The 24,055-nt window shown below is 72.2% G+C and carries 21 protein-coding genes; 14 read left to right on the plus strand and 7 right to left on the minus strand.

Features of this window, described 5'->3' with window-relative positions:
- Positions 1-50 precede the first annotated feature (50 nt).
- Both ACEN8D_RS04080 and ACEN8D_RS04085 read right to left on the minus strand, forming a co-directional pair.
- Complete coding sequence (locus ACEN8D_RS04080) at positions 51-878, minus strand: ABC transporter ATP-binding protein (RefSeq protein ID WP_413400299.1); 828 nt, start codon at positions 876-878, stop codon at positions 51-53.
- On the minus strand, positions 875-1,771 hold the full coding sequence (locus ACEN8D_RS04085; protein ID WP_336696577.1) for a siderophore-interacting protein: 897 nt from the start codon (positions 1,769-1,771) through the stop codon (positions 875-877). Before ACEN8D_RS04085 ends, ACEN8D_RS04080 begins: the two co-directional genes overlap by 4 nt.
- A 65-nt stretch (positions 1,772-1,836) precedes the next feature.
- On the opposite strand from ACEN8D_RS04085, the gene ACEN8D_RS04090 reads away from it, so the two are divergent.
- The 7 genes from ACEN8D_RS04090 (at position 1,837) to ACEN8D_RS04120 (ending at position 9,501) form a co-directional block, all read left to right on the plus strand.
- Positions 1,837-2,784: an alpha/beta fold hydrolase gene (locus ACEN8D_RS04090; protein ID WP_413399908.1), complete on the plus strand. Its 948-nt coding sequence runs from the start codon at positions 1,837-1,839 to the stop codon at positions 2,782-2,784.
- 57 nt (positions 2,785-2,841) lie between these two features.
- Complete coding sequence (locus ACEN8D_RS04095; protein WP_413399909.1) at positions 2,842-4,377, plus strand: ABC transporter substrate-binding protein; 1,536 nt, start codon at positions 2,842-2,844, stop codon at positions 4,375-4,377.
- A 37-nt stretch (positions 4,378-4,414) separates the two neighbouring features.
- Positions 4,415-5,368, plus strand: coding sequence for an ABC transporter permease (locus ACEN8D_RS04100; RefSeq protein ID WP_495601163.1), 954 nt, complete (start codon positions 4,415-4,417; stop codon positions 5,366-5,368).
- Positions 5,365-6,264 carry an ABC transporter permease gene (locus ACEN8D_RS04105; RefSeq protein WP_229085666.1) on the plus strand — a complete coding sequence of 300 codons (900 nt, stop codon included), beginning with the start codon at positions 5,365-5,367 and terminating at the stop codon, positions 6,262-6,264. The genes ACEN8D_RS04100 and ACEN8D_RS04105 overlap by 4 nt, the downstream gene beginning before the upstream one ends.
- The gene (locus tag ACEN8D_RS04110; RefSeq protein WP_413399596.1) at positions 6,261-7,079 is read left to right on the plus strand and encodes an ABC transporter ATP-binding protein; all 819 of its coding nucleotides are present in this window, start codon (positions 6,261-6,263) and stop codon (positions 7,077-7,079) included. Before ACEN8D_RS04105 ends, ACEN8D_RS04110 begins: the two co-directional genes overlap by 4 nt.
- Entirely contained in the window at positions 7,076-7,858 is a 783-nt protein-coding gene (locus tag ACEN8D_RS04115) for an ABC transporter ATP-binding protein (protein ID WP_413399595.1), read from the plus strand. Before ACEN8D_RS04110 ends, ACEN8D_RS04115 begins: the two co-directional genes overlap by 4 nt.
- 107 nt (positions 7,859-7,965) lie before the next feature.
- Positions 7,966-9,501 (plus strand): DUF4832 domain-containing protein, encoded by a 1,536-nt coding sequence (locus ACEN8D_RS04120; RefSeq protein WP_413399594.1) that lies wholly within the window; start codon positions 7,966-7,968, stop codon positions 9,499-9,501.
- A 52-nt stretch (positions 9,502-9,553) separates the two neighbouring features.
- Here the strand turns inward: ACEN8D_RS04120 and ACEN8D_RS04125 are convergent, their stop codons facing one another.
- From ACEN8D_RS04125 to ACEN8D_RS04140, 4 genes are all read right to left on the minus strand, one after another.
- The gene (locus ACEN8D_RS04125) at positions 9,554-10,222 is read right to left on the minus strand and encodes a ThuA domain-containing protein (protein WP_495601164.1); all 669 of its coding nucleotides are present in this window, start codon (positions 10,220-10,222) and stop codon (positions 9,554-9,556) included.
- On the minus strand, positions 10,219-12,087 hold the full coding sequence (locus ACEN8D_RS04130) for a heparinase II/III domain-containing protein (RefSeq protein WP_413461586.1): 1,869 nt from the start codon (positions 12,085-12,087) through the stop codon (positions 10,219-10,221). Before ACEN8D_RS04130 ends, ACEN8D_RS04125 begins: the two co-directional genes overlap by 4 nt.
- 14 nt (positions 12,088-12,101) lie before the next feature.
- On the minus strand, positions 12,102-13,178 hold the full coding sequence (locus ACEN8D_RS04135) for a hydroxyacid dehydrogenase (protein WP_413461587.1): 1,077 nt from the start codon (positions 13,176-13,178) through the stop codon (positions 12,102-12,104).
- 83 nt (positions 13,179-13,261) lie between these two features.
- Positions 13,262-14,383 (minus strand): substrate-binding domain-containing protein, encoded by a 1,122-nt coding sequence (locus ACEN8D_RS04140; RefSeq protein WP_413399220.1) that lies wholly within the window; start codon positions 14,381-14,383, stop codon positions 13,262-13,264.
- A gap of 120 nt (positions 14,384-14,503) precedes the next feature.
- On the opposite strand from ACEN8D_RS04140, the gene ACEN8D_RS04145 reads away from it, so the two are divergent.
- The 3 genes from ACEN8D_RS04145 to ACEN8D_RS04155 are packed head-to-tail and all read left to right on the plus strand — an operon-like array spanning position 14,504 to position 18,082.
- Positions 14,504-15,487, plus strand: a complete 984-nt coding sequence (locus ACEN8D_RS04145) for an ABC transporter permease (protein WP_413399219.1) — start codon at positions 14,504-14,506, stop codon at positions 15,485-15,487.
- A complete protein-coding gene (locus tag ACEN8D_RS04150; RefSeq protein WP_413399218.1) occupies positions 15,484-16,377 on the plus strand; it encodes a carbohydrate ABC transporter permease in 894 nt (297 codons plus the stop codon). Before ACEN8D_RS04145 ends, ACEN8D_RS04150 begins: the two co-directional genes overlap by 4 nt.
- A 49-nt stretch (positions 16,378-16,426) precedes the next feature.
- Positions 16,427-18,082, plus strand: a complete 1,656-nt coding sequence (locus ACEN8D_RS04155; RefSeq protein ID WP_413399217.1) for an extracellular solute-binding protein — start codon at positions 16,427-16,429, stop codon at positions 18,080-18,082.
- Between the two features lie 24 nt (positions 18,083-18,106).
- Here the strand turns inward: ACEN8D_RS04155 and ACEN8D_RS04160 are convergent, their stop codons facing one another.
- Positions 18,107-19,552 carry an amidase gene (locus tag ACEN8D_RS04160; RefSeq protein WP_413461588.1) on the minus strand — a complete coding sequence of 482 codons (1,446 nt, stop codon included), beginning with the start codon at positions 19,550-19,552 and terminating at the stop codon, positions 18,107-18,109.
- Between the two features lie 308 nt (positions 19,553-19,860).
- Here ACEN8D_RS04160 and ACEN8D_RS04165 point away from each other — a divergent pair, with 308 nt between their 5' ends.
- The 4 genes from ACEN8D_RS04165 to ACEN8D_RS04180 all read left to right on the plus strand — a co-directional run bounded on the left by ACEN8D_RS04165 (position 19,861) and on the right by ACEN8D_RS04180 (position 24,038).
- Positions 19,861-20,856, plus strand: coding sequence for a glycoside hydrolase family 16 protein (locus ACEN8D_RS04165; RefSeq protein ID WP_495601165.1), 996 nt, complete (start codon positions 19,861-19,863; stop codon positions 20,854-20,856).
- Between the two features lie 152 nt (positions 20,857-21,008).
- Positions 21,009-21,977, plus strand: coding sequence for a CPBP family glutamic-type intramembrane protease (locus ACEN8D_RS04170; RefSeq protein WP_413400222.1), 969 nt, complete (start codon positions 21,009-21,011; stop codon positions 21,975-21,977).
- Positions 21,964-23,370, plus strand: coding sequence for a sensor histidine kinase (locus tag ACEN8D_RS04175; RefSeq protein ID WP_495601166.1), 1,407 nt, complete (start codon positions 21,964-21,966; stop codon positions 23,368-23,370). The genes ACEN8D_RS04170 and ACEN8D_RS04175 overlap by 14 nt, the downstream gene beginning before the upstream one ends.
- A complete protein-coding gene (locus ACEN8D_RS04180) occupies positions 23,367-24,038 on the plus strand; it encodes a response regulator (protein WP_071296212.1) in 672 nt (223 codons plus the stop codon). Before ACEN8D_RS04175 ends, ACEN8D_RS04180 begins: the two co-directional genes overlap by 4 nt.
- Positions 24,039-24,055 lie beyond the last annotated feature (17 nt).

Below are 24,055 nucleotides of genomic sequence, written 5' to 3' on the forward strand. Positions count from 1 at the left end.
ACCTGACCGGGCGCCAGCGCCCGCGCGCCCGCGCCGCGGCGCGCAGCGCGTCAGGCCGCGGGGCGCCGCGGCACCACGAGGGGCGTACCCGTCTCGGGGTCGGCGACGACCACGCACGGCAGCCCGAACACGTCCTCGACGAGGTCGCCCGTCACCACCGACGCCGGCGGCCCCGACGCCACGATCGACCCGTCACGCATCGCGATCACGTGCGTGGCGTACCGCGCCGCCTGGTTGAGGTCGTGCAGCACCGCGACGACCGTCCGACCGGCCGCGTGCAACGCCGACGCCAGCTCGAGCACGTCGTACTGGTGCGCGATGTCCAGGAACGTGGTGGGCTCGTCGAGCAGGACGATGTCGGTCTCCTGCGCGAGCACCATCGCGATCCACACCCGCTGTCGCTGCCCACCGGACAGCTCGTCCACGCTGCGGTCGGCGAGCGACACGGTCGACGTCTGCTCGAGCGCGGCCTGCACGGCCCGCCGGTCCGACCCCGACGAGGGGTGCAGCAGGTCCTGGTGCGGGAACCGCCCCCGGGACACCAGGTCGCGCACGGTGATGCCGTCCGGCGCGATCGGGGTCTGCGGGAGCATCCCGACGCGGCGCGCGACGGCCTTCGGGCGGAGGGACGAGATCGGCGACCCGTCGAGGTACACGGTGCCGGCGGTCGGCTTGAGCGTCCGCGCGAACGACTTCAGCAGCGTCGACTTGCCGCACGCGTTCGGCCCGACGATGACCGTGAGTTCACCGTCCGGGATGTCGACGTCGAGCGCGGACACCACGACCCGGTCGTCGTACGCGAGCGTCAGCCCCCGGGCCCCGAGCGCGGTCGCCGGCACAGTCGACGCAGCGCCGGCACCGTCGACGGAACCGGTCAATTCTCGGCCTTGCCGTGCCGCCAGTACCCCATGAACGCGACCTGCTTCCGGTCGAGCCCGACACCGCGCACGAGGTGCCGACGGAGTTCCTTGACGCACCCGGCCTCGCCCGCGATCCAGGCGTAGACGGGTCGCGGCTCGTCGCCGGCCGGGATGTCCCAGAGCACCTGCTCGTCGACGTCGACGTCCGCGAGCTCCCCCGCGTCGCCGCACGCCGGCCCCGCCGCGACGGTCGACGCCCAGGCGTGCACCTGGTCGGTCATCCGGACGCCGTGCGAGGCGCCGTTCCGGGCGATCCAGCGGACCTCGACCCCGGCGGGCGCGGACACCGGCAGCCGATCGGCGTCGGTCGGGACCTCGATGAAGACGTGGCCGACGGTGGCGACGTCGAGGGCCTCGAGGATGGCGCAGATGGCCGGGGCGGCGGTCTCGTCGCCGGCGAGCAGAATCCGGTTCGCGGCGCCGGGGTCGAACTCGGCCGCACCGGTCGGGAGCTCCGCGGGCGACGACGGCACCGCCGGCCCGACGATGCGCAGTTCGTCGCCGACCCGGCACGCCGAGACCCAGCGCGAGGCGGGTCCGGTGTCGCCGTGCGCGACGAAGTCGATGTCGAGCTCACGGGCGTCCGGTCGGAAGGAGCGGACCGTGTAGGTGCGGAGCGGGTTCCGGACCGCGTCGGGCAGGGCACGCCAGGCGCCGTACCAGTCCTCGCCGTCGGGCAGGTCCGTGAAGCCGTGCCCGGGGATCGGCAGCACGATCTTGATGCGCTGGTCGAGGCCGACGGACGAGAACTCGGCGAGGGCGTCGCCCGTCAGGGTCACCCGGACGAAGTGCGGGGTGAGGGACGTGACGGCTGCCACGCGGACGGAGAAGACACGGTACCGGGCTGCCACGACGGCAAGTATGGCATGCCTTACCTAAGAGACCCAAGGGTCCGCACGGTGCGAGGATCGTCCCCGTGCCCGATGCCGACGACGAATTCGCAGACCTGGCCGACCTCGCCCACGCGAGCGGCGTGACGGCGCCGATGCGCGCCTCCAGGCAGGTGGTCCGCACCACCGACGGACAGGAGATCGCCGCGATCCGCTGGGACACGGCGGACGGCCAGGAGGCGCGGATCACCTACCTGCACGGGCTCGGCATCGACGCCCACAGCTTCGACCAGACCGCGCTCGCCGTCGGCGAGCCGGCGGTCGCCGTGGACCTGCCCGGCCACGGCCGGTCCGGGTGGCGCGACGACGCGGACTACGGGGCCGGCGCGACGGCACCGAGCGTGCTCGCGGCCCTCGACGCGCTCGGGGTCCGGCCGGGGATCGTCGTGGGGCACTCCCTCGGCGCGATCCTCGCCGCCCGACTGGCGGCGACCGCACCGGAGCGCGTCACCGGACTCGTGCTCGTCGACATGTCGCCGGACTTCGCCCAGCGAGCCGTCGACCGGATCGCCCGCGCGCTCGAGGCCGAGGAGCCGTTCACGTCGCTCGAGCAGGTCGTCGACCGCGCCGTGGAGGCCCGCGTCGGCGACGACCGCGCGGTGCTCCTGCGCGAGGCCCGGCACACCACACGGCTCGGGGCCGACGGGCGGCTCGTGCGGCGCCACCACTTCCCGCACCTCCCCGACGGGCGCACCTCGTCGGTGGGGCGGTTCGCGGACGCGTGGCCGGACCTCGAGGCCCTCGACGTCCCGATCCTGCTCGTCCGCGGCGACCGCGGCTACGTTTCACCGAAGCTGCACGCGCAGTTCGCCGAGCGCCTGCCCGACGCCGAGATCGTCACGGTCGAGGCCCGGCACGCGGTGCAGAACCAGGCGCCCCTCGAACTGGCCACGGCGATCCGGGCATGGGCGGAACGTAACGGTTTGTTGCACCGGATCGAAGAACCGTCGCCGGAGCACCCCGGCCGCCGCTAACCTCGTGCAAGCGCGCGCGACGACCGTCGCCACCGCGCCGGAAGGAACCCACCACCCATGAGTCCGCTCCCCGCCCGCAGCACCTCCCGCCTCGGCCGCGCGGCCCTCGCCGCCACCGCGGTGGCCGTCGCCTCGGCCCTCGTGCTGACCGGCTGCTCCGGAACCTCGAACGAGGACGGCGGCACCGACGCCACCGTCCGCGTCGGTCTCGTCCTCGAACCGACGAGCCTCGACATCCGCACGCAGTCCGGTGCCGCACTCGACCAGGTGCTCATCGACAACGTCTACCAGGGGCTCGTCGGCCGCACGGCGGACGGTGACGTCCGCGACGTGCTGGCGTCGAAGCACGCGGTGTCGGACGACGGCCTGACGTACACGTTCACGCTGCGCGACGGCACCACGTTCCAGGACGGCAAGGACGTCACCGCGGCCGACGTCGTCTGGTCGCTGCAGCAGGTCAAGTCGAACGATTCGTACGTCGACTCCGCGCAGCTCGCCAACGTGACGTCGATCACGTCACCCTCCGCCGACACGGTCGTCCTCACGTTGGCGAAGCCCGACTCCGACCTGCTCTGGAACCTCACGGGGCGCGCCGGCCTCGTGCTCGAGAAGGCGGCGAAGAACGACCTGTCGGACACCGCCAACGGCACCGGCCCGTACGAGGTGTCGAGCTGGAAGCAGGGTGACTCGCTCACGTTCGAGCGGAACGCCGACTACTGGGGCACGAAGGCCAAGGTCGCCAAGGTCGTCTTCCGGTACATCACGCAGCCGTCCACCGCGGTGAACGCCATGGCGAACGGCGACCTCGACGTGCAGACCGCCGTCGACGGCACGCTCAAGAGCCAGCTGCAGAACAGCTCGGACATCTCGCTGCACACCGGCAAGACGACCGACAAGTACACGCTCGCGTTCAACGACCAGAAGGCGCCGTTCACCGACAAGCGGGTGCGCCAGGCGATCCGGCAGGCGATCGACGCCAAGGCGATCATCAAGGCGATCGGCGGCACCGGCGTCGAGCAGGGCGGCCCGATCCCCGAGCTCGACCCGGGCTACCAGGACCTCACCGACATCGACGCGTACGACCCCGCGAACGCGAAGAAGCTCCTCGCCGAGGCCGGTCACCCGAAGCTCGACCTCACGCTGACGTACGCGAACATCTACTCGGCGACGATCGGCGACGTGCTGAAGTCGCAGCTCGCCGACGTCGGCATCACCCTGACGGTCAAGCGCGTCGACTTCGCCACCTGGCTGTCGCAGGTGTTCGAGGCACCGAAGAGCGGCACGCGCGACTTCGACCTGTCGATGGTGAACCACGTCGAGGCGCGCGACTTCGGCAACTGGGCGAACCCGGAGTACTACTTCGGCTACGACAACGCCGAGGTGCAGTCGCTCTACGCCGACTCGGTCGCCGCGACGGACGAAGCCGCCAAGGTCGCCGACCTGCAGAAGGCGGCGCGGATCGTCAGCGAGGACGCCGCCGGCGAGTGGCTCTACACGGCGACGTCGATCACGGCGGTACGGAAGGGCGTCACGGGCTTCCCGTACGACGGCACGAACTCGCGGCTCGACCTGTCGAAGCTCGCCGTCAAGTGAGGCGGGCACGGACCACGGCTCCCGTAGCATCGGTGTCGTGACCCGGTTCCTCATCGGGCGGGTGCTCCTGCTCGTCGTCGGCCTGCTCGTGGCCAGCGTGATCATCTTCGCGACGCTCCGGGTGCTGCCCGGCGACGTGGCGCAGATCGTCGCGGGCACCCAGGCGTCGCCGGCGCAGGTGGCCGAACTGCGCCAGCAGCTCGGGCTCGACCGACCGGTCGTCGTGCAGTACCTCGACTGGATCGGCGGGCTGTTCCGCGGCGACCTCGGGCGGTCCCTCGTCACCGACGGACGGGTCGCACCCGAGATCGCCCAGAAGCTCAGCGTCACGCTGCCGCTCGCGGCCATGTCGCTCGTCGCCGCGCTCGTCATCGGGGTGCCGCTCGGCGTGCTCGCGGCGGTGCTGCGGCGTCGCCCGGGCGGGGCCGTCATCGCCTTCGTGGCGCAGGCGGTCGCGGCGATCCCGATCGTGTGGGCGGGCATGCTCCTCGTGGCACTGTTCGCCGTCACGCTGCACTGGCTGCCGACGCAGGGCTTCCCGCTCGACGGGTGGGACGAACCCGGTCGGGCGTTCGCAGCGCTCGTGCTCCCCGCGCTGACGATCGGCGCCGTCGAGGGTGCGGTGATCCTGCGCTTCACCCGCTCGGCGACCCTCGGGGTGCTCGACGCCGACCACGTCCGCACGGCGGCGGCGATCGGGCTCACCCGGACGCAGGCGCTCGTCAAGCACGGGCTCCCGTCGGTGGCGCTGACCGTGCTGGCCGTGCTGGGCGTGCAGATCGCCGGGCTCCTGGTCGGGGCCGTCGTCGTCGAACAGCTCTTCTCGCTCCCCGGCGTCGGACGCATGCTCGTCACCGACGTCGGGCGCCGCGACATCACGAAGGTGCAGTCCGAGCTGCTCGTGCTCACCGGGCTCGTGCTGCTCGTGGGCTTCGCCGTCGACGTCTTGCACCGCACGCTGGACCCCCGACAGCGCGAGGTGTCCGAGTGATCCGCCGGCTCCTCGCCCGGCCGACCGGGGTCTTCGCCGTGGTCGTCCTCGGCCTGCTCGTCGTCCTCGCCGTGGTGTCGCTCGTGTGGACGCCGCAGGACCCCTTCCGCGCCGACCCCTTCCACCAGTGGGAGCCGCCGAGCCCCGCGCACTGGTTCGGCACCGACGCCTCCGGCCGGGACATCGCGAGCTACCTGCTCGCCGGCACCCGCACGACCGTGCTCGTCGCGGTGGGCTCCGGCGTCATCGCGAGCGTCGTCGGCATGGTCCTCACCGCGATCGGCTCGCTCACCGCGCGCTGGGTCCGCGAGGGCACGGCCGTCCTGCTCGACATCCTCGTGGCGTTCCCGACCCTCCTCACCGCGATGCTGCTCACCGCGATCGCCGGCGGGTCGCTCGGCGTCGTGATCGTCAGCGTCGGCCTGTCCTTCGGCGTCACGATCGCCCGGGTGGCCCGCGGGGAGATCCGCCGCATCGCCCGCAGCGACTACGTCACCGCCGCACGGGCGTCGGGCGTGGGCGGTGCCGGGGTGCTGTTCCGCCACCTCGTGCCGAACGCGGCGCCGCTGTTCACCGTGCAGCTCTCGCTCGCGATGGCCACCGCGGTCCTCGCCGAGGCCGGGCTCTCGTACCTCGGGTACGGCGCCGGCTCGAACACGGCCTCGTGGGGCAGCATGCTCGCCGACCTGCAGACGTACATCGGCGTGCACCCGTGGAGCGCCACCTGGCCCGGTGCGGCCATCGCCCTGGTCGTCGCGGCGCTGTCGCTGCTCGGCGACGCCGTCCGCGACGCGACGGACCCCCGCCTGACCACGAACGACCGCGCGGCCGGTGGCGGACCCGCGCCCCGCACGCCGGACGACCCGGCCACGACGAACACGGGGGTGACCGCATGAGCGACGCGACCACTCCGGGCACCGCAGCCTCCGGGCTCGAGGTGCGGGGGTTGACGGTCCGCATCGACCGTCGGACGATCCTCGACGACGTGACGTTCACCGTGCCTCCTGGCCGCCGCGTCGGCGTGATCGGCGCGTCCGGGTCCGGCAAGTCGATGACCTCGCTCGCCCTGATGGGACTCGAGCCGACCGGCGCGACCGTCACCGGCAGCGTCCTGTTGGACGGCACCGAGCTCGTCGGCCTGCCCGACCGCGAGCGCGCCCGCCACCGCGGCGCCGGCATCGGGATGGTCTTCCAGGAACCCGGCACCGCGCTCGACCCGCTCCGCCGGGTCGGCGCGCAGATCGCCGAACCGCTGCGGCTGCACCGCGGACTCGACCGGCGTGCCGCAGCCGCCGCCGCGCTCGACCTCGCCGTCAGCGTGGGGCTGCCGGATCCCGAGTCGATGCTGCGGCAGTACCCGCACCAGCTCTCGGGTGGGCAGCGGCAGCGGATCTGCATCGCGATGGCGATGGCCGGTCAGCCGTCCTACCTCGTGGCGGACGAACCCACCACGGCGCTCGACGTCACGACCGAGGCCCGGATCCTCGAGCTGTTCGAGGGCCTCACCGCGGGCATGGTCTTCGTCACGCACGACCTCGCGGTGCTCGCCCGGATCGCGGACACGGCCGTCGTGCTCGACGCCGGCCGGGTCGTCGAACACGGGTCGGTCGCAGGACTCCTCGCGGCACCGCAGCACCCCGCGACGGCCGCCCTCGTCGACGCCGCCCGCGCCACCGCCCGGCGTGCCCCTCGGACCGGAGGCTCCGCATGACCGACGTCCTGCACGCCCGCGACCTGCACCGCACCTACCGACTCCCCCGCCGCGGCCCGTTCGAACGCGGGCCCGTCCGGACCGCGGTGGACGGCGTCGACCTGACGGTCGCGTCCGGCGCACGCCTGGGGATCGTCGGCGAGTCCGGATCGGGCAAGTCGACGCTGGTGCGGCTGCTCGCCGGCCTGGAGGCGCCTTCCGCAGGCACCGTGACCGCCTCCGGTCGTCCGGTGGTGGCGTCCGGGTCCGCGGCCGCGATGCGCTGGTTCCGTCGCGAGACCGGGGTGGTCTTCCAGGACCCGTACGCCTCGCTCGACCCGCGGATGCGCGTGGGCGCGATCGTCGCGGAACCGCTGCGGGCGCTCCGGATCGACGGTTCGCACGACGCGCTCGTCCGGGACGTCCTCGCGCGCGTCGACCTCCCCGCCGACGTCGTCGACCGGTACCCGCACGAGTTCTCCGGCGGCCAACGGCAGCGCATCGCGATCGCTCGGGCCGTCGTGCACTCGCCGCGGATCCTGTTCGGGGACGAGCCGATGAGCGCCCTCGACGTGGTGGTCCGGGCCCGCGTGATCGAGCTGTTCCGGTCGCTCGCGGACGACCTCGGGCTGACGCTGGTGCTGGTGTCGCACGACATCGGCGTGGTGCAGCGGCTGTGCGACACGGTGGCGGTGATGTCCGCGGGGCGGATCGTCGAGCACGGGTCGGTGTCCCTGCTCGATGCGCCCGAGCACCCGGTGACCCGGACCCTGGTGGAGGCTGCGCCGACGCTGCCGTAGCGCCGGCGATGTGCGACTCCTGTTCGACTGGGCGGGATTCCTTGCCCACTGTGCGGGACCCTCGGGAGCATCGACGTGCATCGATCGCTTCTCGAAGGGGAGAACGCATGAGCACGTCGAACGACATCACCAGACGGACGGCACTCGGTCTCGGCATCGTCGCCACCGCATCGGCCGCGAGCGGGGTCCTCGGACCAGGGCACGGCCGACCACACCTCGCCGCCACGGTCACGAAGGAGTTCGCGGCCGACACGACGACGCTGCTGAAGAACCCGCTCAACGGCTGGGCGCTGTACGGCTCGTCCACCCCGGCGGCGGACTACTGGACGCAGTACGACGACGTCCCGCTGCCCGACGGCACCACGATCACCGTGTCCGACCACGCCTCGGTGCAGTACATGCGGGTGTCGTGGACGATCCTCGAACCGTCAGAGGGCGTCTACGGATGGGACACGAACGCTGCCTTCGCGGGCATCCTCGCCGAGGCCCGCCGTCGGGGACTCCGGCTGGCGTTCCGCGTGGTGGTCGACAGCCGCGACAAGGCGTCGAACTTCACGCCCGACTGGGTGCGGGCCGCGGGTGCCTCCGGGTACGAGACGCAGACCGGCAGCAAGACGGTCTGGTCGCCCTACCCGGACGACCCGGTGTTCCAGGCGAAGTACGCGGCGTTCGTCGCCGCCTTCGCCGCGCAGTACGACGACCCGGAGACGACGGACTTCATCGACGGGTACGGCCTCGGCAAGTGGGGCGAGGGACACTCGATGCTCTACCGGGACGCCGCGAACCGCGAGCCCGTGTTCGACTGGATCATCGACCTGTACCAGCGGCACTTCACCACGGTGCCGCTGGCGCTGAACTACCACCGGATGATCGGCGGCGGGAAGGACTGGGGTGCGCCGGACCCCGAGAGCGAACGGATGCTCGACGGCGCGTACGAGAAGGGGTACGTCCTCCGCCACGACGCCTTCGGGATGACCACCTACTACTCCGACTGGGAGAGGTCGATGGCCGCGAAGTGGCGGTACCGGCGCCCGATCATCATGGAGGGCGGGTGGGTCACCGCCCAGCACGACGTCACGCAGGACCCCCGCGGCTACGAGACGGTCGCCGACGTGCGGCAGGGCGAGTTCGACGACTCCGTCGAGGCCCACGTCAACATGATGGACTTCCGGAACGGCGAGACACTCTCGTGGTTCGCCGCCGAGACCGCCCCGCTCACGCAGCGTTTCGACGCCGAGGGCGGGTACCGGCTCTACCCGTCGAAGGTCGTCGCCCCGGACGCGCTCCGTGCCGGCGGTACCGCTGCGATCACCCACGAGTGGACGAACCTCGGGTGGGGCTTCCTGCCGACGAACCTCCCGGTCTGGAAGCACAAGTACAAGGCCGCGCTCGCGCTGCTCGGGGCGGACGGAACGCCCGTCCGGGTCGTCGTGGACGCGGCGTCCGAGCCCTCGGACTGGCTGCGGGGCACGCCCACCGCGTACTCGTACACGCCGTCGGTCGCCGGCGTCGCCCGCGGCTCCTACCGCTGGGGCGTCGCGATCGTGGACACGACCCGGTCGGACACCCCGGCGATCGCGCTCGCGGCGCAGGGGACGACGACGAACGGCTGGCTCGTCGTCGGGGACGTCACGGTCTCCTGAGCCGTCGTGACCGTTCCGGTTCGCGATCCCCCGCGATCGCGAACCGGAACGGTCACGAGCCGGACTCGGTCAGGAATCCCAGCGCCTGTGCGACCAGCCGGCGGTGATCCGGCGAGGCGAACGACGCCCCGGCGTGACCGAGGCCGTCGTAGACCGTGACGCCGCCGCCCGGACGCTCGTGCACCCAGACCAGCGGGTGTCGGACACCGTCGTGCTCGTGGTCGACCAGGACCCGGACCGCCCCCGAGACGCGCTGGTGGGAGTACCGCTCGTCGTCGAGCGAGAAGTCGCCGATGCCCGCCGTGACCGGGTGCTGGTCGTCGACCACGTGCACGGTGCACGGTCCGGACGGCGGGTGCATCGTCGTGCCGCGCACCCACACGCCACCGAGGGCCCGTTCCCAGTCGTCGTCTCCGGCGAAGGACGTCGACGACACGTGCACGACGAGCATCGGCACGCGGCTCGCGAGCAGCCGACGGAACCCCGGGTCCGCTGCGGGCAACGGCACCGGCAGGCCGTCCCGCGGCAGGCCGAGGTCCACGACCACGAGCGACGGCAGCGGGCCGACCCCGAAGGACTCGAGCGTCCGGTCGACGTCCGACGACGATGACAGCTCGATCCCCATCTGGGCCGCGATCACCGTCAGCGCCGCGGTCGTCTCGTCGAAGGGGTGCCAGGGGTCCGTCCACCGTCCGACCCCGCCGAGCAGCACCGCACTCACGCGGTGGCCCGGGTGATGCAGACGGTGTGCGACCCCGCGCGGGCGGGCTCGCGTTCGACGAGCAGGACCCGGTGCAGCGCCGCGCCCCAGGCCGCCCGCAGCTTCTCGTCGTCGAGCTCGCGTCGCTCCGTGCGCACCTCGAAGCGCGCGCCGTCGACCGCCACGTGTGCCGGCCCGACGTCCAGACCGCCGGGGGTCACCACCGGTTCGTGGAGCGTCAACAGCACGAGCGTCATGACACCCGGTTCCGCGAACGCCCACTCGTCCTGCAGCTCGACGACCTCGGCGGCCCGGTCGAGCGAGGCGATCCGCACCGCTCGCACCAGCCCGGACGACGCGGGGTACGCCGCGGTCAGGTCCGTGGACAGGGTCACTCGGTCGCCGTCGTCGGCGAACTCGGTACCCGTGGCCCGGAACGACTCCCCCTCGTGCTGCTCGACCCCGTTCGGCCACGGCACGCTGTGCCAGCTCGACCGCATGGTCCAGATGCCGTACCGGTGCTCGGGCATGAACGTCTCACGGCGGTACACCCCGACACCGGCGTCCACGACGACGGGTTCGCCGTCGAGCGAGACGATGACGGACCCCGCGTCGTTGTGGTTGTGGCTGACGGCGTTGTGGCCGCCCTTCGCCGACAGGAAGAAGGCGTCGGAGCGGGCAACGGCCACCTCGGTGCCGGGCAGGTACAGCGACGTGGGCATGCCCGGCGCTGCGGGTCCGGCGTCCTGCCACCCCGGTGCCCGGAGCTCGGCGAGGGTGCGGCGGAAGAGCGCTGCGAGCTGCCCGTCGAACCGCAACGCGTGCCGGCGCCCCATCCACCGGGCGTGCTGCACGACCTCGTCGTCCCCGACGCGTGCACCGAACCGGGCCAACAGGTGCCAGTTCGCGTTCTCGGGCAGCACCGGCGACCCGTCGGAGTGGTTGACCTGGCGGTGGGCGTCGATCTGCATGCCCATCGGGAACCGTGCCGTGGCGGCCACCGGTTCCACCACGAAGCCGTCGAAGGCCCCGTCGGTGAGCTGCTCGACGAGGTCGAGGGCCTCGAACAGCGTCGCACCGGCCCACCACCAGTAGGTCGCGCCCTCGTCGCAGCTACCGTCGGCGTCGTACCCGGCCCGGAACCGGTCGAGGATGACGAGCGCGCGGTCGATCGTCGCTCCGAGTCGCTCGGCGTCGGGCTCCACCACGGCAGCACAGACGAGGACGTTCGACACGATCCACGGCGCCCAGTTGTTGGGCGGCCCGTCGACCCCGTGCCAGAAGTACTCCTCGCGTTCCCACGGGTCCAGGACGCGGCGGCGGACCTCGTGGTGCACGTGGGCGCGGATGCCCGGCGCGTCGCGTTCGAGCCGCTCACCGGCGATCGCGTCGATCGCCGCCAGCATGCCGCCGACGTACGCGTCCGACAGGTCGAGCACGTCCCGGCCCGGCACCGGCAGGAACGGCCGCTCGCCGCTCTCCGGCAGCGCGTAGTGCGACGGCAGGCACCACGCGCGCAGTTCGCAGATCCGCCAGACCTGGTCGGCGAGGACCGTCGCCCACTCGTCCTCGTCGGTCACCGCGAGCGCGAGCGCGGCCGAAGCGGCCGACTCGAGCAGGTTCCGCTGCGCGCGCTCGTACGGCTGCCGGTCGCCATCCCGGCTGTAGCGCGCCCAGAGCGAGAGGGTCGGGAAGGCGACCGCGGCGGCGTCGCGACGGTCCCTCGCCAGCGCGAGCAGCGCCTCCTGGTCCGCCGTCGCCACGTCGGCCCACGCGGCGCGGTCGGTGACGGGAGGCGCGGGTCGCCACGTCCTCGGTCGGAGCGCCCGGCGGGCGGTCGCGGTGAAGCGGTCGGTGAGGGTCTGGGCGTCGACGGTGACGGTCATGGGGGTTCCAGCGGTCAGGCCTGGACGGCGAAGCCGTCGGGGACGATGGGGTCGGTGAAGGCGCCGGTCGCGGCGAAGGCGATGGTCTCGCGCACCGCGTTCTCGGCGAGCCGGCGGAGCTCGTTGCCGAGTGAGCCCGCGATGTGGGGCGTGATGAAGGTGTTCGGCGTCGAGCGGAGGCGCGCGTCCGGCGGCAGGAGCTCGGGTTCGGTGACGTCGAGCACGGCGGCGAGGTCACCGCGGTCGAGTCGGTCGGCGAGGGCGTCCTGGTCGAGGATCGCGCCACGGGCGGTGTTCACGACGGTGGTCCCCGGCCGGAGCAGACCGATGACATGCCGGTCGATCATGCCCCGGGTGGACGGCAGCAATGGCGCGTGCAGCGTGACGATGTCGCTCGTGACGGCGAGCGTGTCGAGGTCGACCACGGTGACACCGAGCAGCGTGGCCTCGTCGTCGTCGAGGTACGGGTCGCTGACGAGCACTCGGACGTCGTGTGCCCGGAGCCGCTCGATCACCGCACGGCCGACGCGGGAGGCACCGACCACGCCGACGGTGATGCCGTGCATACCGACGACCGGCCAGGACCCCTCGACGTCGACGGGCCCGGTGGCGGACCCGAGGGCGGCAGCGGTCGCGAACGCGCGCTTGGCGGCGAGGACGATCATCGCGACCGTGAACTCGGCGACCGGCACGGCGTTCGCAGCGGCGCTCGAGGTCACCGCGATGCCCCGGGACCAGACGTCGTCGTCCACCACGGGTTTCACCGACCCGGCGGAGTGCGCCACGGCGCGCAGCCGCGGCATCCGGTCGAGGCGGCCCGCGTCGAGCTCCGGACTCCCCCACCCGGTCACGAGGACCTCGACCTCGGTGAGGAGCACGGCGTCACGCGGGTCGTCCGGGTCGAGCGGGCGGTCGGCGACGAGCCGGATCGCCTCGGAGGCGTGGAGTGCGGCGAGGTCCCCGTGGTCGAACACCCGCGCGAAGGTCGTCTCCGGCATCACGAACGCGACCGGTACGCGGCCTGTTCCGGGCGGGGGCACGGGTTCGGACACCCGCGGTGCGGCGCGGTGCGTGCGGGGGTGTGACGTCATCGTCGGCGGCTCCTCGTAGGCGGTCGGCGATCACCATGCCAGCGCCGCGCGGTGTTCGATGTCAAGAACGACCGCGCAAACGATCACGAAGCGAACACCGGCGCGACCGAGGACCCGCGCACGCTCAGCGTCGGCGTCAGGGTCATGTGCCGTCGGGCGAACCCGGTCTGCGCCGTGGCCGAGATCCGCTCGAAGCACATCGTCGCCGCGAACCGGCCGACGTCGTTCTTCGGTGGCGCCACCGCGGTGAGCGGGACCCCGGCGAGCGCGGCGACCTCGTCGTCGTAGGCCACCACGGAGAGGTCGCCCGGGATCGTCAGGCCCATCTCGGTGACGGTCTCGACGAACTCCACGGCGTAGTGGTCCGAGTGCACGAACACCGCGGTGGTGCCTGTGCCGATGCAGCGTCGGACGAACGCCCGTGTGGCCTCGCCGACCGCGTGCGTCTCGTCGATCACCTCGACGGGTGCGTCGGTGCCGAGGCCGAGCTGGCGGACGCTGCGCTCGTAGCCGGTACGGAGCTGCGGGGTCGTCGGGGTCTCGAACACGGCCATGCCGATCTTCCGGTGCCCGAGCGAGGCGAGGTGGCGGAGGGCGATCCCGGCCCCGGCCTCGTGGTCGCTCCGGACGGACTCGAGCTGCGTGCCGACGGGTGCTTCGGTGAGGGAGCGCTCGACGACGACCACGGGCATCGGTGCCCGGTCGAGGAGCTCGAGGGTGTCGACGGCGTCCGCGACGGTGGTCGTCACGAGGAGCCCGTCGACCCCGGCGGCGATGAGCCGTTCGACCTGCTGTCGTTCGCGGTCCGGGTCGTAGCGGGACACCCCGAGGACGACCCGTCCGCCGAGGGCCTCGGTGCGCTCGGCGACGCCCGCGACGATCTTCGGGAAGTAGTAGCCCGGGTCGGGGACGACGAGCCCGAGGGTGAACAGCGCGCCGGGTTCGGTCGCGGTCCGCCTGGTCGGCTCGGGTCGCGGTGCCGGACGGTGCGGTGCGCCGGCGGTGGGCAGTGTCTCGACCGACACCGCGCCGCCGTGCACACGTCGCACGAGTCCGCGGTCGGCGAGTTCGGACAGGTCGCGGCGCACCGTCATCGCCGAGATCCCTTCGCGCGCTGCGAAGTCCGAGGCGGACAGGCTGCCGTGGACACGGAGTTCGGCCAGGATCCGTTCCTGCCGTCTGGTCGGGTGCATCGTCGCTCCCATGTTCGTTTCGTGTGCGGGTGAATACGCCCGCTTGACCGTCATCATACGGACGTCCCAGGATGACGAAACCGCCACCGGAGGTCCGGCCGCGGACCCCAGCCACGTGAGCAAAGGAGCCACATGAGCGCGACGATGGTCGACCCGGCCACCGAGACGCGGACCCCACGGTCCGACGGCGTCACGGTGGCCCGCAAGGTCCCGTTCACCGCGAGGTTGCGACGGGACTACCCGCTGCTGATCATGGTCGCGCCGGCGGTGGTCCTGCTCCTGCTGTTCGTGTACGTCCCGATGCTCGGGAACGTGATCGCGTTCATGGACTACCAGCCGTACATCCCGATCGCCCAGAGCCCGTGGGTCGGGTTGTCGAACTTCCAGGTGCTCTTCGCGGACCCGGACTTCTGGCGCGCGACGCTCAACACGCTGGAGATCACGTTCATCCAGCTGGTGCTGTTCTTCCCGGTGCCGATCGCCCTCGCGCTGCTCATCCACTCGCTGGTGTGGCCGTGGCTGCGGGCGACCGTGCAGTCGGTCCTCTACCTGCCGCACTTCCTGTCCTGGGTCATCGTCGTCGGGTTCTTTCAGCAGTCGCTCGGCTCGGGCGGTGTCGTGAACCACGCGCTCCGGCAACTCGACGCCGGCACGGTCAGCGTGATGAGCGACCCGTCGACGTTCAAGCTGCTGCTGACGAGCCAGGTGATCTGGAAGGACGCCGGCTGGGGGACGATCATCTTCCTCGCGGCCCTCGCGGCGATCGACGACAACCTGTACGAGGCCGCCGCGATCGACGGCTCGGGTGCGTGGAGCCGGTTCTGGCACGTGACGCTGCCCGGCATCCGGCCGATCATCGTGCTGCTGCTCATCCTGCGGCTCGGCGAGGCGCTGTCCGTCGGCTTCGAGCAGATCATCCTGCAACGGAACGCCGTGGGGGCCGATGCCGCCGAAGTGCTCGACACCTACGTCTACTACCACGGCGTCGTCGACGGCAACTGGTCCACGGGCATCGCCGTCGGCCTGATCAAGGGCCTCGTCGGGTTCGTCCTCATCATGGCGGCGAACAAGGCCGCCCACATGCTCGGTGAGCAGGGAGTGTATTCGCGATCATGAGCACCATCGTCCGTCCGGTCTGGGCCGGGAAGCCCAAGCCCGTCGTCCTCGCGCTGAAGGCCGTCGCGATCGTCATGATCCTCGCGGTGGTGCTGTTCCCGTTCCTCATCGTCTTCTCGACGAGCGTGTCGAGCCAGGCCGACGTCACGGCCGCCGGCGGCTACGTCGTCTGGCCGCGGTCCTTCGACCTCTCCGCCTACGTGCAGATCCTGTCCGGCGGGGTCGTCACCCGCGCCGTGGTGGTCACGCTCCTGGTGACGATCGTCGGCACGGCGATCAGCCTCGCGTCGACCGTCCTCGCCGCCTGGGCGCTCAGCCGGCAGGGATCGCTCTTCCAGCGGCCGCTGCTGACGTTCGTCCTCATCACGTTCCTGTTCGCGCCGGGGATGATCCCGCTCTACCTGATGGTCAAGCAGCTCGGGCTCCTCGACAACTACTGGGCGCTGATCCTGCCGAGCGCGTTCAGCGTGTTCAACATGGTCGTCGTCCGCGGCTTCATGATGAGCATCCCGCAGGAGCTCATCGACAGCGCGAAGATCGACGGCGCCGGCGAGTTCCGCATCCTCTGGCAGATGGTGCTGCCGCTGTCGCGCGCGGTGATCGCCGTCGTCGGGCTGTTCTACGCGGTCGGGTACTGGAACGCGTTCTTCAACGCCCTGCTCTACCTGTCGGACTCGACGAAGTGGACGCTCCAGCTGGTGCTCCGGACGTACGTGCTGCAGGGATCGAGCCTGGTGTCCGGCGCCGGGTCGGACGCGACCATGCAGCCGCCGGCGGAGTCGATCCAGATGGCGGTGGTGATGATCGCGATCATCCCGATCCTCGCCGCCTACCCGCTCGTCCAGCGCCACCTCACCAAGGGCGTCCTGACCGGCGCCGTCAAGGGCTGACGCGGCCCCGCCGAACCACCCTCCACCCGAACGCTTCAAGGGAGAAGCCATGACCGACACGACCACCGCCGGCCTCAGCCGCCGGACCCTCCTCTCCGGCGCCGCCTTCGGCCTCGTCGCGTTCAGCGCGGCGGGCGGCCTCGCCGGCTGCTCCTCCGGCGGCACCGCCGCGACCATCTCCGACACGGTCGCCGCGCTGCCGACGTACGTGCCGATCACGAAGGGTCCGAAGCCGGACCTGCCCGGCAACGACGTCGTGCAGCCCGTGTACTACTCGTACCCCCAGGACAGCGAACTCTTCACCTCGGTGACCGGGAAGGTGGCCGACGGGTCGAAGACGTCCGGGTTCGTCGTCACGTACACGGCACCACCGCCCGCCGACAACTCGTTCCTCGACTACATCGGTGGTCTGACGAACACCGAGTACGACCTGACGTTCGTCCCCGGCGACTCGTTCGACACGAAGTTCGCCACGATGACGGCGGGCAACGACATCCCGGACATCGTCGAGTTCCTGACCTTCGCGATGCCACCACGGTTCCCGCAGCTGCTCGACGCGAAGTTCTCGGACCTGTCGGAGTACCTGTCCGGCGACGCCGTGAAGGACTACCCGAACCTCGCGAACATCCCCACCGCGTCGTGGCGGAGTGCCCGCATCAACGGGAAGATCTACGGCGTCCCGGAGCACCGTCCGCCGTTCGGCTCGGTCATGGTCTGCCGCCCCGACCTCATCGAACAGCTCACCGGCGCAGCACCCGCGCCGAAGGACAAGGACGAGTTCACCGAGCTCTGCAGGGCGGTCACGGACACCAAGGCCGGCCGGTACGCGATCGCCGGCGGCGGTGGGTCGAGCGGCGTCGACTGGTCGTACGACTTCATCGGCGCGACCTTCGGCGTCCCGAACCAGTGGAAGCAGTCCTCGGGCGGGACGCTCACGCACAAGAACGAGACCGGTGCCTGGCTCGAGATGCTCTCGTACATCAAGAAGCTCTGGAACCTCGGGATCTACCACCCGGACACCCCGAGCCTCGAGAGCGCCAAGGCGAAGACGTACATCAACAACGGCACCGTGCTCATGCACCTCGACGGCATCTCGGCGCTGCTCGACGTCACCATGCCGAAGGGGATCGTGACCGGCGGCATCGTGCCGTTCGGTGCCGACGGCGGGAAGGGCGCGAACTACCAGGGCACGTCGAGCTTCTCGTTCGCCGCACTGAAGAAGACCACCCCGGCGAGGATCCGCTCCCAGCTCCGGCTGCTCGACTACCTGTCGGCACCGTTCGGCTCGCGCGAGGCCTTCACGCTCACCCACGGCAAGAAGAACGTGCACCACACCGGCAGCGGACCGGATGCGGTGCTCACGAAGACCGGCGAGCAGATGATCAACGCCAGCTCGCTGTACCGGCTCGCGGCGGGTCCGCAGGTGCTCAACACCGCGGTCCGGATCGACGAGCAGCTCCGCCAGTCGCACGCGTGGCAGGTCGCCACGCAGGACATGCTCGTGAAGAACCCGGTCGACGGCTTCTACTCCCCCTCGGCCACGTCCACGCAGTCGGCGAACCAGGCGTTCAACAGCGTCTGCAACGACTACGTGCTCGGTCGGACGAACCTCGCCGCCGTCAAGGCCGGGGTGAAGACGTGGACCGCTACCGCAGGCGACAAGATGCGCAAGGAGTACACCGAGGCGATGGAGAAGCAGGGCTGAGTCCCGCGCCCCGGCGGCGCCCGGTCAGGCGGTCCAGGCCGCCGGGTGCCGCCGCTGCCAGCGGAGCCGCCGCTCGAGCTGCGCGCCGATCGCCAGGAGCACCCGTTCGCCACCGGGACGCCCGATGAGCTGCACGCCCATCGGCAGTCCAGCGCCGTCCGGGTGCTCCTCGTCCGTCACACCGACGGGCAGCGTGATCGCCGGCAGCCCGGCCACGTTCGCCATCGACGTCCACGGCGAGTAGGCGCACTGACGGCGGAAGTCCTCCTCCGGGTCGGACCCGTACCAGCCGAGCGGCCGCGGCGTGAGCGCGAGGGTCGGCGTGAGGACGGCGTCGAACCGGTCGAACGCACCGATGAGCGCCGCCGAGAAGGTGTCGAGCGCCGTCATCGCGTCGAGCACCTGCGTGCCGGTCAGCGCGCGGCCGCGGTCGACGAGCCACGACACCAGGGGCGTCAACCCGGACAGGTCGATCCCGGGGACCATCGGCAGCCGGGCAGCGCTCGACTCCCACGCCACCCGGAACGCGTCGGCGTACGGCGCCCGGGGCATCCGGACGTCCTCGACGCCGTGCCCGACCTCGCCGAGCACCCGGACGGCGGTCTCGACGGCGGCACGCGCCGCGGGGTCGACCACCACGTCGACGGTGTCGTCCCACGGGGAGCCCTCGAGCAGCCCGACGACGAAGCGCCCCTCGCCGCGGACGGCCGCGGCGGTGAACGGCCCCTCGCCGACGTCGGGCGTGACCAGCGCGTACGGGTGCGGCTCCGGGAGCCCGGTCGGCGCCACGAGCGCGTCGAGCAGCATGCCCGCGTCCGCGACGTTCCGCGTGATCGGCCCCGCCACCGACAGCCCGCCGACGCCCGAGCGCCCGGGCATCGACGGCACACGACCACGGCTCGGCTTCAGCCCCACCAACCCGGTCGCCGCCGCCGGGATCCGCACGGAGCCCCCACCGTCCGACCCCACCGCGGCCGGGAGGAGTCCGGCCGCGACCGCGACCGCCGCACCGCTCGACGATCCCCCGGGCGCGCGGCTCGTGTCGTACGGGTTCCGGGTCACGCCGAACCGGGTCTCCGACGACGAGGACATCCCGAACTCGGGCGACGCCGTCTTGCCGAGGCTCACCGCACCGGCGGCGTCGAGCGCCGCGACGAGCGGGTGGTCAGCTGCCGCGGGGCGGTCGGGCAGGCTCGTGGATCCGTTCCGCGTGGCGACGCCGGCGCGGTCGTACAGGTCCTTGTCGGCGGACGGGAGGCCCCACAGCGGCCTCGACGTCGGCACCCGGTGGCCGAGGTGCTCGGCTCGGTCGCGTGCGGCGTCCGCGGTCACCGTCACGAAGGCGCCGAGACCGGGATCGAGCCGGGCGATCCTCGCCAGGTAGTGGTCGGTCACCTCGAGCGCGGTCGCCTCACCGCGTCGGATCCAGTCCCAGAGTTCCTGCGCGGCGAGGTGGTGGAGTTCGAACACCGCCTCAGCCTAGATGCGACCGAAATCCTGAACATCCACTCAGTGACGCGTCCCCCGTTCGGGGGCCGATCGGGCGGGATCCACGAGCCACCCTCACCCCGAGCCTGGACGATCCACCGACGGACTGCGGACCGGACGGGTTACGGTTCCGCGTCGCACCACCAACCTCAGGAGGAACGGGCCACGTGTTGACCAGGGACAACGACAGGGAACACCACGGGGGGCACAGGGACGACAGGGGGAAGGGGCGTCGCAGGGGCGCCCACGAGCAGAACGGACGGATCAGGACGCGACGAGTCGTCGCCGGCATGGCGATCGTCGCGGGCGGAGCCCTCGTGCTCGGGCTCTCGCAGCACGCGAACGAGACCGACGCCGCCACCCGCGCAGCGGCGACGGGACGGACCGCGACCGAGGCGCCGACGAGCGAGCCCTCCGCCACGAGCACCGCCCCGGCCGCGCCGACGACCACTCCGCCGCCCGCATCACCGGCGGCGCGACCGTCGGCCGCCTCGGCACGGATCACCGCGCGACCGTCGCCGGCCGCCACCGCCACCGCCACGCCGGTCCCCGCCGCCGCGGCCGGCACCTCGACCGCGTCGACGTCGGTACCCAGCGGCGACGTCACCTCGAACGGCCGGACGTGGAAGCAGGCGTACGCGGAGGACTTCACGACCAACGCGGCCCTCGGCAGCGTCCTCAGCACCTACCCGCAGCTCGGGGCCTACTCCGGCTACAGCGACACCAGCGGACGCGGGTACTACGCGCCGGACAAGGTGCTCAGCGTGTCGAACGGAAACCTCGACTTCTGGCTGCACTCGGAGGATGGTCAGCCGCTCGTGGCCACGGTGCTGCCGGACGGCTACCAGCCGCACACGACCGGCCGCGTCTCGATCCGGTACAAGACCACGAACACGGACGGCTACAAGTTCGTCGGGATGCTCTGGCCGAGCAGCAACGACTGGAACGAGGGCGAGATCGACTGGCCCGAGGGCGACCTCGGCAGCACGGTCCGGCCGGCGTCCGCGATCCCGGGCACCATGAGCAACGGCATGATGACGTTCGACAGCTCGATCCAGCAGCACTCGGCATCCACCCAGAGCAGCGGGTACCACGTGGCGACCACCGAGTGGGATCACGGCGCGGTCCGGTTCTACTGGGACGGTGCACTCGTCTCGACGACGCACAGTGCGGTCCCGACGGATCCCATGCGGGTCACGCTGCAAGCGGAGACCGCCATCGGCGGCGAGGTTCCGACGTCCGCGAGCGGACACGTCGACATCGACTGGGTCTCGATCTGGGACTGACCGAGTGAAGGACTGGAGGCGCGGTGCCAGCTGGCACCGCGCCTCCAGTCCGTGGTCCTCGCGTCCAGGTCCTTGCATCCTTCGGAGGAACCCCGCGGAGTGCGTCCCTTCGCCGGTCGTCCGTCGGACGCCCCGTTCGTAGCGTCGATGCCATGACGATCACCACCGAAGACCGGCACACCGCCGGCACCGGCACCCCCCGACGGACAGGGGTCCGCGGGGTCATCACGCGGCACCCGCTCGCCTCCTTCGCCACCCTCGCCCTCGGCCTCAGCTGGCTGGCGTGGATCCCCTACATCCTGTCGCCGCACGGCCTCGGCGTCTGGGACCTCCACTTCCCCGAGTTCCTCGGCACGGCGCAGTTCACCGGCGTCCTGCCGGGAGCGTTGCTCGGCCCCCTCGGCGGTGCCTTCCTCGTGACGGCGATCGCCGACGGCCGCCCCGGACTCCGCCGCTGGGTCGGTCGGCTCTGGCGCTGGCGGGTCGCCTGGTACTGGTACGCCCTCGCCCTCGTCGGCGTGCCCGCGATCATCGTCGCCACCGGGCTGCCCTTCGCCGGCGGCCAGGTGCAGGCGCCGAGTGCGCTCGCGCTGCTCGCCCTCGTTCCCGGCCTCGTGGTGCAGCTCTTCTCCACCGGGCTGTCCGAGGAGCCCGGCTGGCGCGACTTCGCCCTGCCGCGACTGCAGGAGCGGTTCGGCCCGCTGGGCGCAGCCGCCGTCCTCGGCCCGCTGTGGGCGCTCTGGCACATGCCGCTCTACCTCAGCGACTGGGGCGGGTGGCCGGACGCGCACTGGACGGAGCCGGTCGTGTTCGCCGTGTTCACCATCACCTTCAACGTCGTGATGACGTGGGTGTTCAACCGCACCGGCGAGAGCCTGCCGGTCGCCCTCCTCCTGCACGTCGGCGTCAACAACACCATCTCGACACTGTGGGCCGACATGTACCCGGGGATGACCGCCGGCACGATGATGCACGGCCTCGCGATCGTGTCGACCGTCGCGGCCCTCGTCCTGCTCGTGGTGACACGGGGGCGGCTCGGCTACACCGGCGGCGGACGCGGCGGCAGCGGCCGCACCGGCGGCACGCCCCGACTCGTAGGATCGAACGATGGCACCCGCTGACGCGCCCGACCGACGCGACGCACGCGGCGTGCCCACCCGACGACGCCGCTGGACCGACCTGCTCGTCGCCACCGGCACCGCCGTGGTCACGCTCGGACTCCTGCTCGGCCTGCCGCCACTCGACGCCATGGACCCGGACACCACGGACACGATGGGAGCAGGCCCCGGGTTCCCCGATGTCGGCGGGACCGCGTGGACCCTCCTCGCGATCACCCTGGTCGCCCAGTCGGCCCTGCTGCTCGGCGCCCGCCGGGCACCCCGCTCCGTGCTCCTCGCCGTCGGTGCGCTGCCGATCCTCCTGGCCCTCGTGTCGACGAGCGCCGCGTTCGGCCTCACCGCGCTGCCCGTCGTCGTGGCCGTCGTGCTCGCCACGCTCCGGGTCCCGCTCCCCCGCCTCTGGCCGGCCGTCGCGGGATCGGCGGTCCTCGTGGCGGTCGGCACGGGGATCACGTGGGCCCACGGCTCCGGCGCGATGCGGAGCGGCGTCGTGTCCGGGCTCGGCGCGTCGGCCGGGCAGGGCGTGCTGCAGGCCGTCGGTGCAGTCGGACTCCCCCTCGTGGTGACGCTCATCGTCCGGTCCCGCCGCGAGCTCCGTGCCGCACGCCGGGCCGAGTCGGACGCCCGCACCGCAGCAGCCGACGCCCGCACCGCGGCAGCCGACGCCCGGACCGCCGAGGCAGCCGCCCTCGCCCGGGAGCAGGACGCCCGCGTCGAGGCGGCCGTCTCCCGCGAACGCGCCGCGATGGCCCGCGAGCTGCACGACATCGCGGCCCACCACCTGTCCGGGATCGCCCTGATGTCGGCCGTCGTCGACCGGCAGATCGACACCGACCCGGACGGCGCGCACGAGGGTGTCCGGCAGGTTCGCGAGCAGAGCACGGCCGTCCTCGAGGACCTCCGCCGCCTCGTCGGACTCCTCCGCGACGACACCCCCGCCGAGACCGTGGTCGAGACCGTCGCCGGCATCGTCGACCTCGTCGAGGCCGCCCGCACGCGCAGCGCGGTCGAGCTCACCGTGCAGCCGGGCGACCACCCGCTGGCGGACGGCATCGGTCCGCTCACCCAGCTCGTCGCCTACCGCACCGTGCAGGAGGCCCTCGCCAACGTCGCGCTCCACGCCGCCGGCGCACCGTGCCGGGTGACCGTCGACGACCGCGATCCCGACCACCTGACGGTCCGCGTCGAGAACGGGGTGCCCACCGCACCATCCGTCGGCAGCTCGCCGTCGGGTGGGAACGGACTACGCGGCATGCGCGAGCGGGCAGAACTGGTCGGGGCGCGCCTCCAGGTCGGACCCACCGGTGACGGTGGCTGGACGGTCGAGCTGGTGACGGCTCGGGAGGCGCGACCCGACGCCGACACGTCGGCCCACGCGCCGGAGGTGGCCGGGTGATCCGCGTGCTGGTGGCGGACGACCAGCCGCTGGTCCGCGCCGGTGTCTCCGCCCTGCTGTCCGCCGAACCGGACATCGAGGTCGTCGGGGTCGCCGCCGACGGCGGCGAAGCCCTCGCACTCGCCCGGAGCACCCGGCCCGACGTCGCGTGCCTCGACATCCGGATGCCGGTGCGGAACGGCATCGAGGTCACGCGCGAACTCTGCGCGCCCGGGGCCGACCCCGCGGTCCCGGTGCTCGTGCTCACCACGTTCGACCTCGACGACCTCGTGTTCGGTGCGCTCGAGGCGGGTGCGTCGGGCTTCCTCCTGAAGGACGCCGAGCCCGACGCGATCGTCGGGGCCGTGCGGCAGGTCGCCGCCGGGAACGGCACCATCGACCAGGCGCTCACCCGTCGTGTGCTGCGCGAGTTCGTCGCGCGGCGGAGCCTGCAGCCGGTGTCGGGCGACCGGGCGGACGAGGTCCTCACGGGTCGCGAGCGGGACGTGCTCCTGCTGCTCGCCCAGGGGATGTCGAACGAGGAGATCGCCGCCGCGCTCGTCGTCGAGGTCTCCACGGTGAAGTCGCACCTCGCCCGGATGCTGCCGAAGCTCGGGGTGCGGTCGCGGCTGCAGGCCGTGGTGTGGGCGTACCAGAACCGGATCGTGACGGTGCCGGACGGGTCCTGACGGTCTCGGCGCGTGCT

The sequence above is a fragment of the Curtobacterium sp. Curtsp22 genome (assembly GCF_059492135.1).

Bases quoted from the DNA above. Each gene is read 5' to 3' on its own strand.
- ACEN8D_RS04095 (WP_413399909.1), top strand. From the start codon at position 2,842: ATGAGTCCGCTCCCCGCCCGCAGCACCTCCCGCCTCGGCCGCGCGGCC.
- ACEN8D_RS04110 (WP_413399596.1), top strand. From the start codon at position 6,261: ATGAGCGACGCGACCACTCCGGGCACCGCAGCCTCCGGGCTCGAGGTG.
- ACEN8D_RS04115 (WP_413399595.1), top strand. From the start codon at position 7,076: ATGACCGACGTCCTGCACGCCCGCGACCTGCACCGCACCTACCGACTC.
- ACEN8D_RS04120 (WP_413399594.1), top strand. From the start codon at position 7,966: ATGAGCACGTCGAACGACATCACCAGACGGACGGCACTCGGTCTCGGC.
- ACEN8D_RS04130 (WP_413461586.1), bottom strand. From the start codon at position 12,087: ATGACCGTCACCGTCGACGCCCAGACCCTCACCGACCGCTTCACCGCG.
- ACEN8D_RS04135 (WP_413461587.1), bottom strand. From the start codon at position 13,178: ATGACGTCACACCCCCGCACGCACCGCGCCGCACCGCGGGTGTCCGAA.
- ACEN8D_RS04140 (WP_413399220.1), bottom strand. From the start codon at position 14,383: ATGGGAGCGACGATGCACCCGACCAGACGGCAGGAACGGATCCTGGCC.
- ACEN8D_RS04145 (WP_413399219.1), top strand. From the start codon at position 14,504: ATGAGCGCGACGATGGTCGACCCGGCCACCGAGACGCGGACCCCACGG.
- ACEN8D_RS04150 (WP_413399218.1), top strand. From the start codon at position 15,484: ATGAGCACCATCGTCCGTCCGGTCTGGGCCGGGAAGCCCAAGCCCGTC.
- ACEN8D_RS04155 (WP_413399217.1), top strand. From the start codon at position 16,427: ATGACCGACACGACCACCGCCGGCCTCAGCCGCCGGACCCTCCTCTCC.
- ACEN8D_RS04165 (WP_495601165.1), top strand. From the start codon at position 19,861: ATGGCGATCGTCGCGGGCGGAGCCCTCGTGCTCGGGCTCTCGCAGCAC.
- ACEN8D_RS04170 (WP_413400222.1), top strand. From the start codon at position 21,009: ATGACGATCACCACCGAAGACCGGCACACCGCCGGCACCGGCACCCCC.
- ACEN8D_RS04175 (WP_495601166.1), top strand. From the start codon at position 21,964: ATGGCACCCGCTGACGCGCCCGACCGACGCGACGCACGCGGCGTGCCC.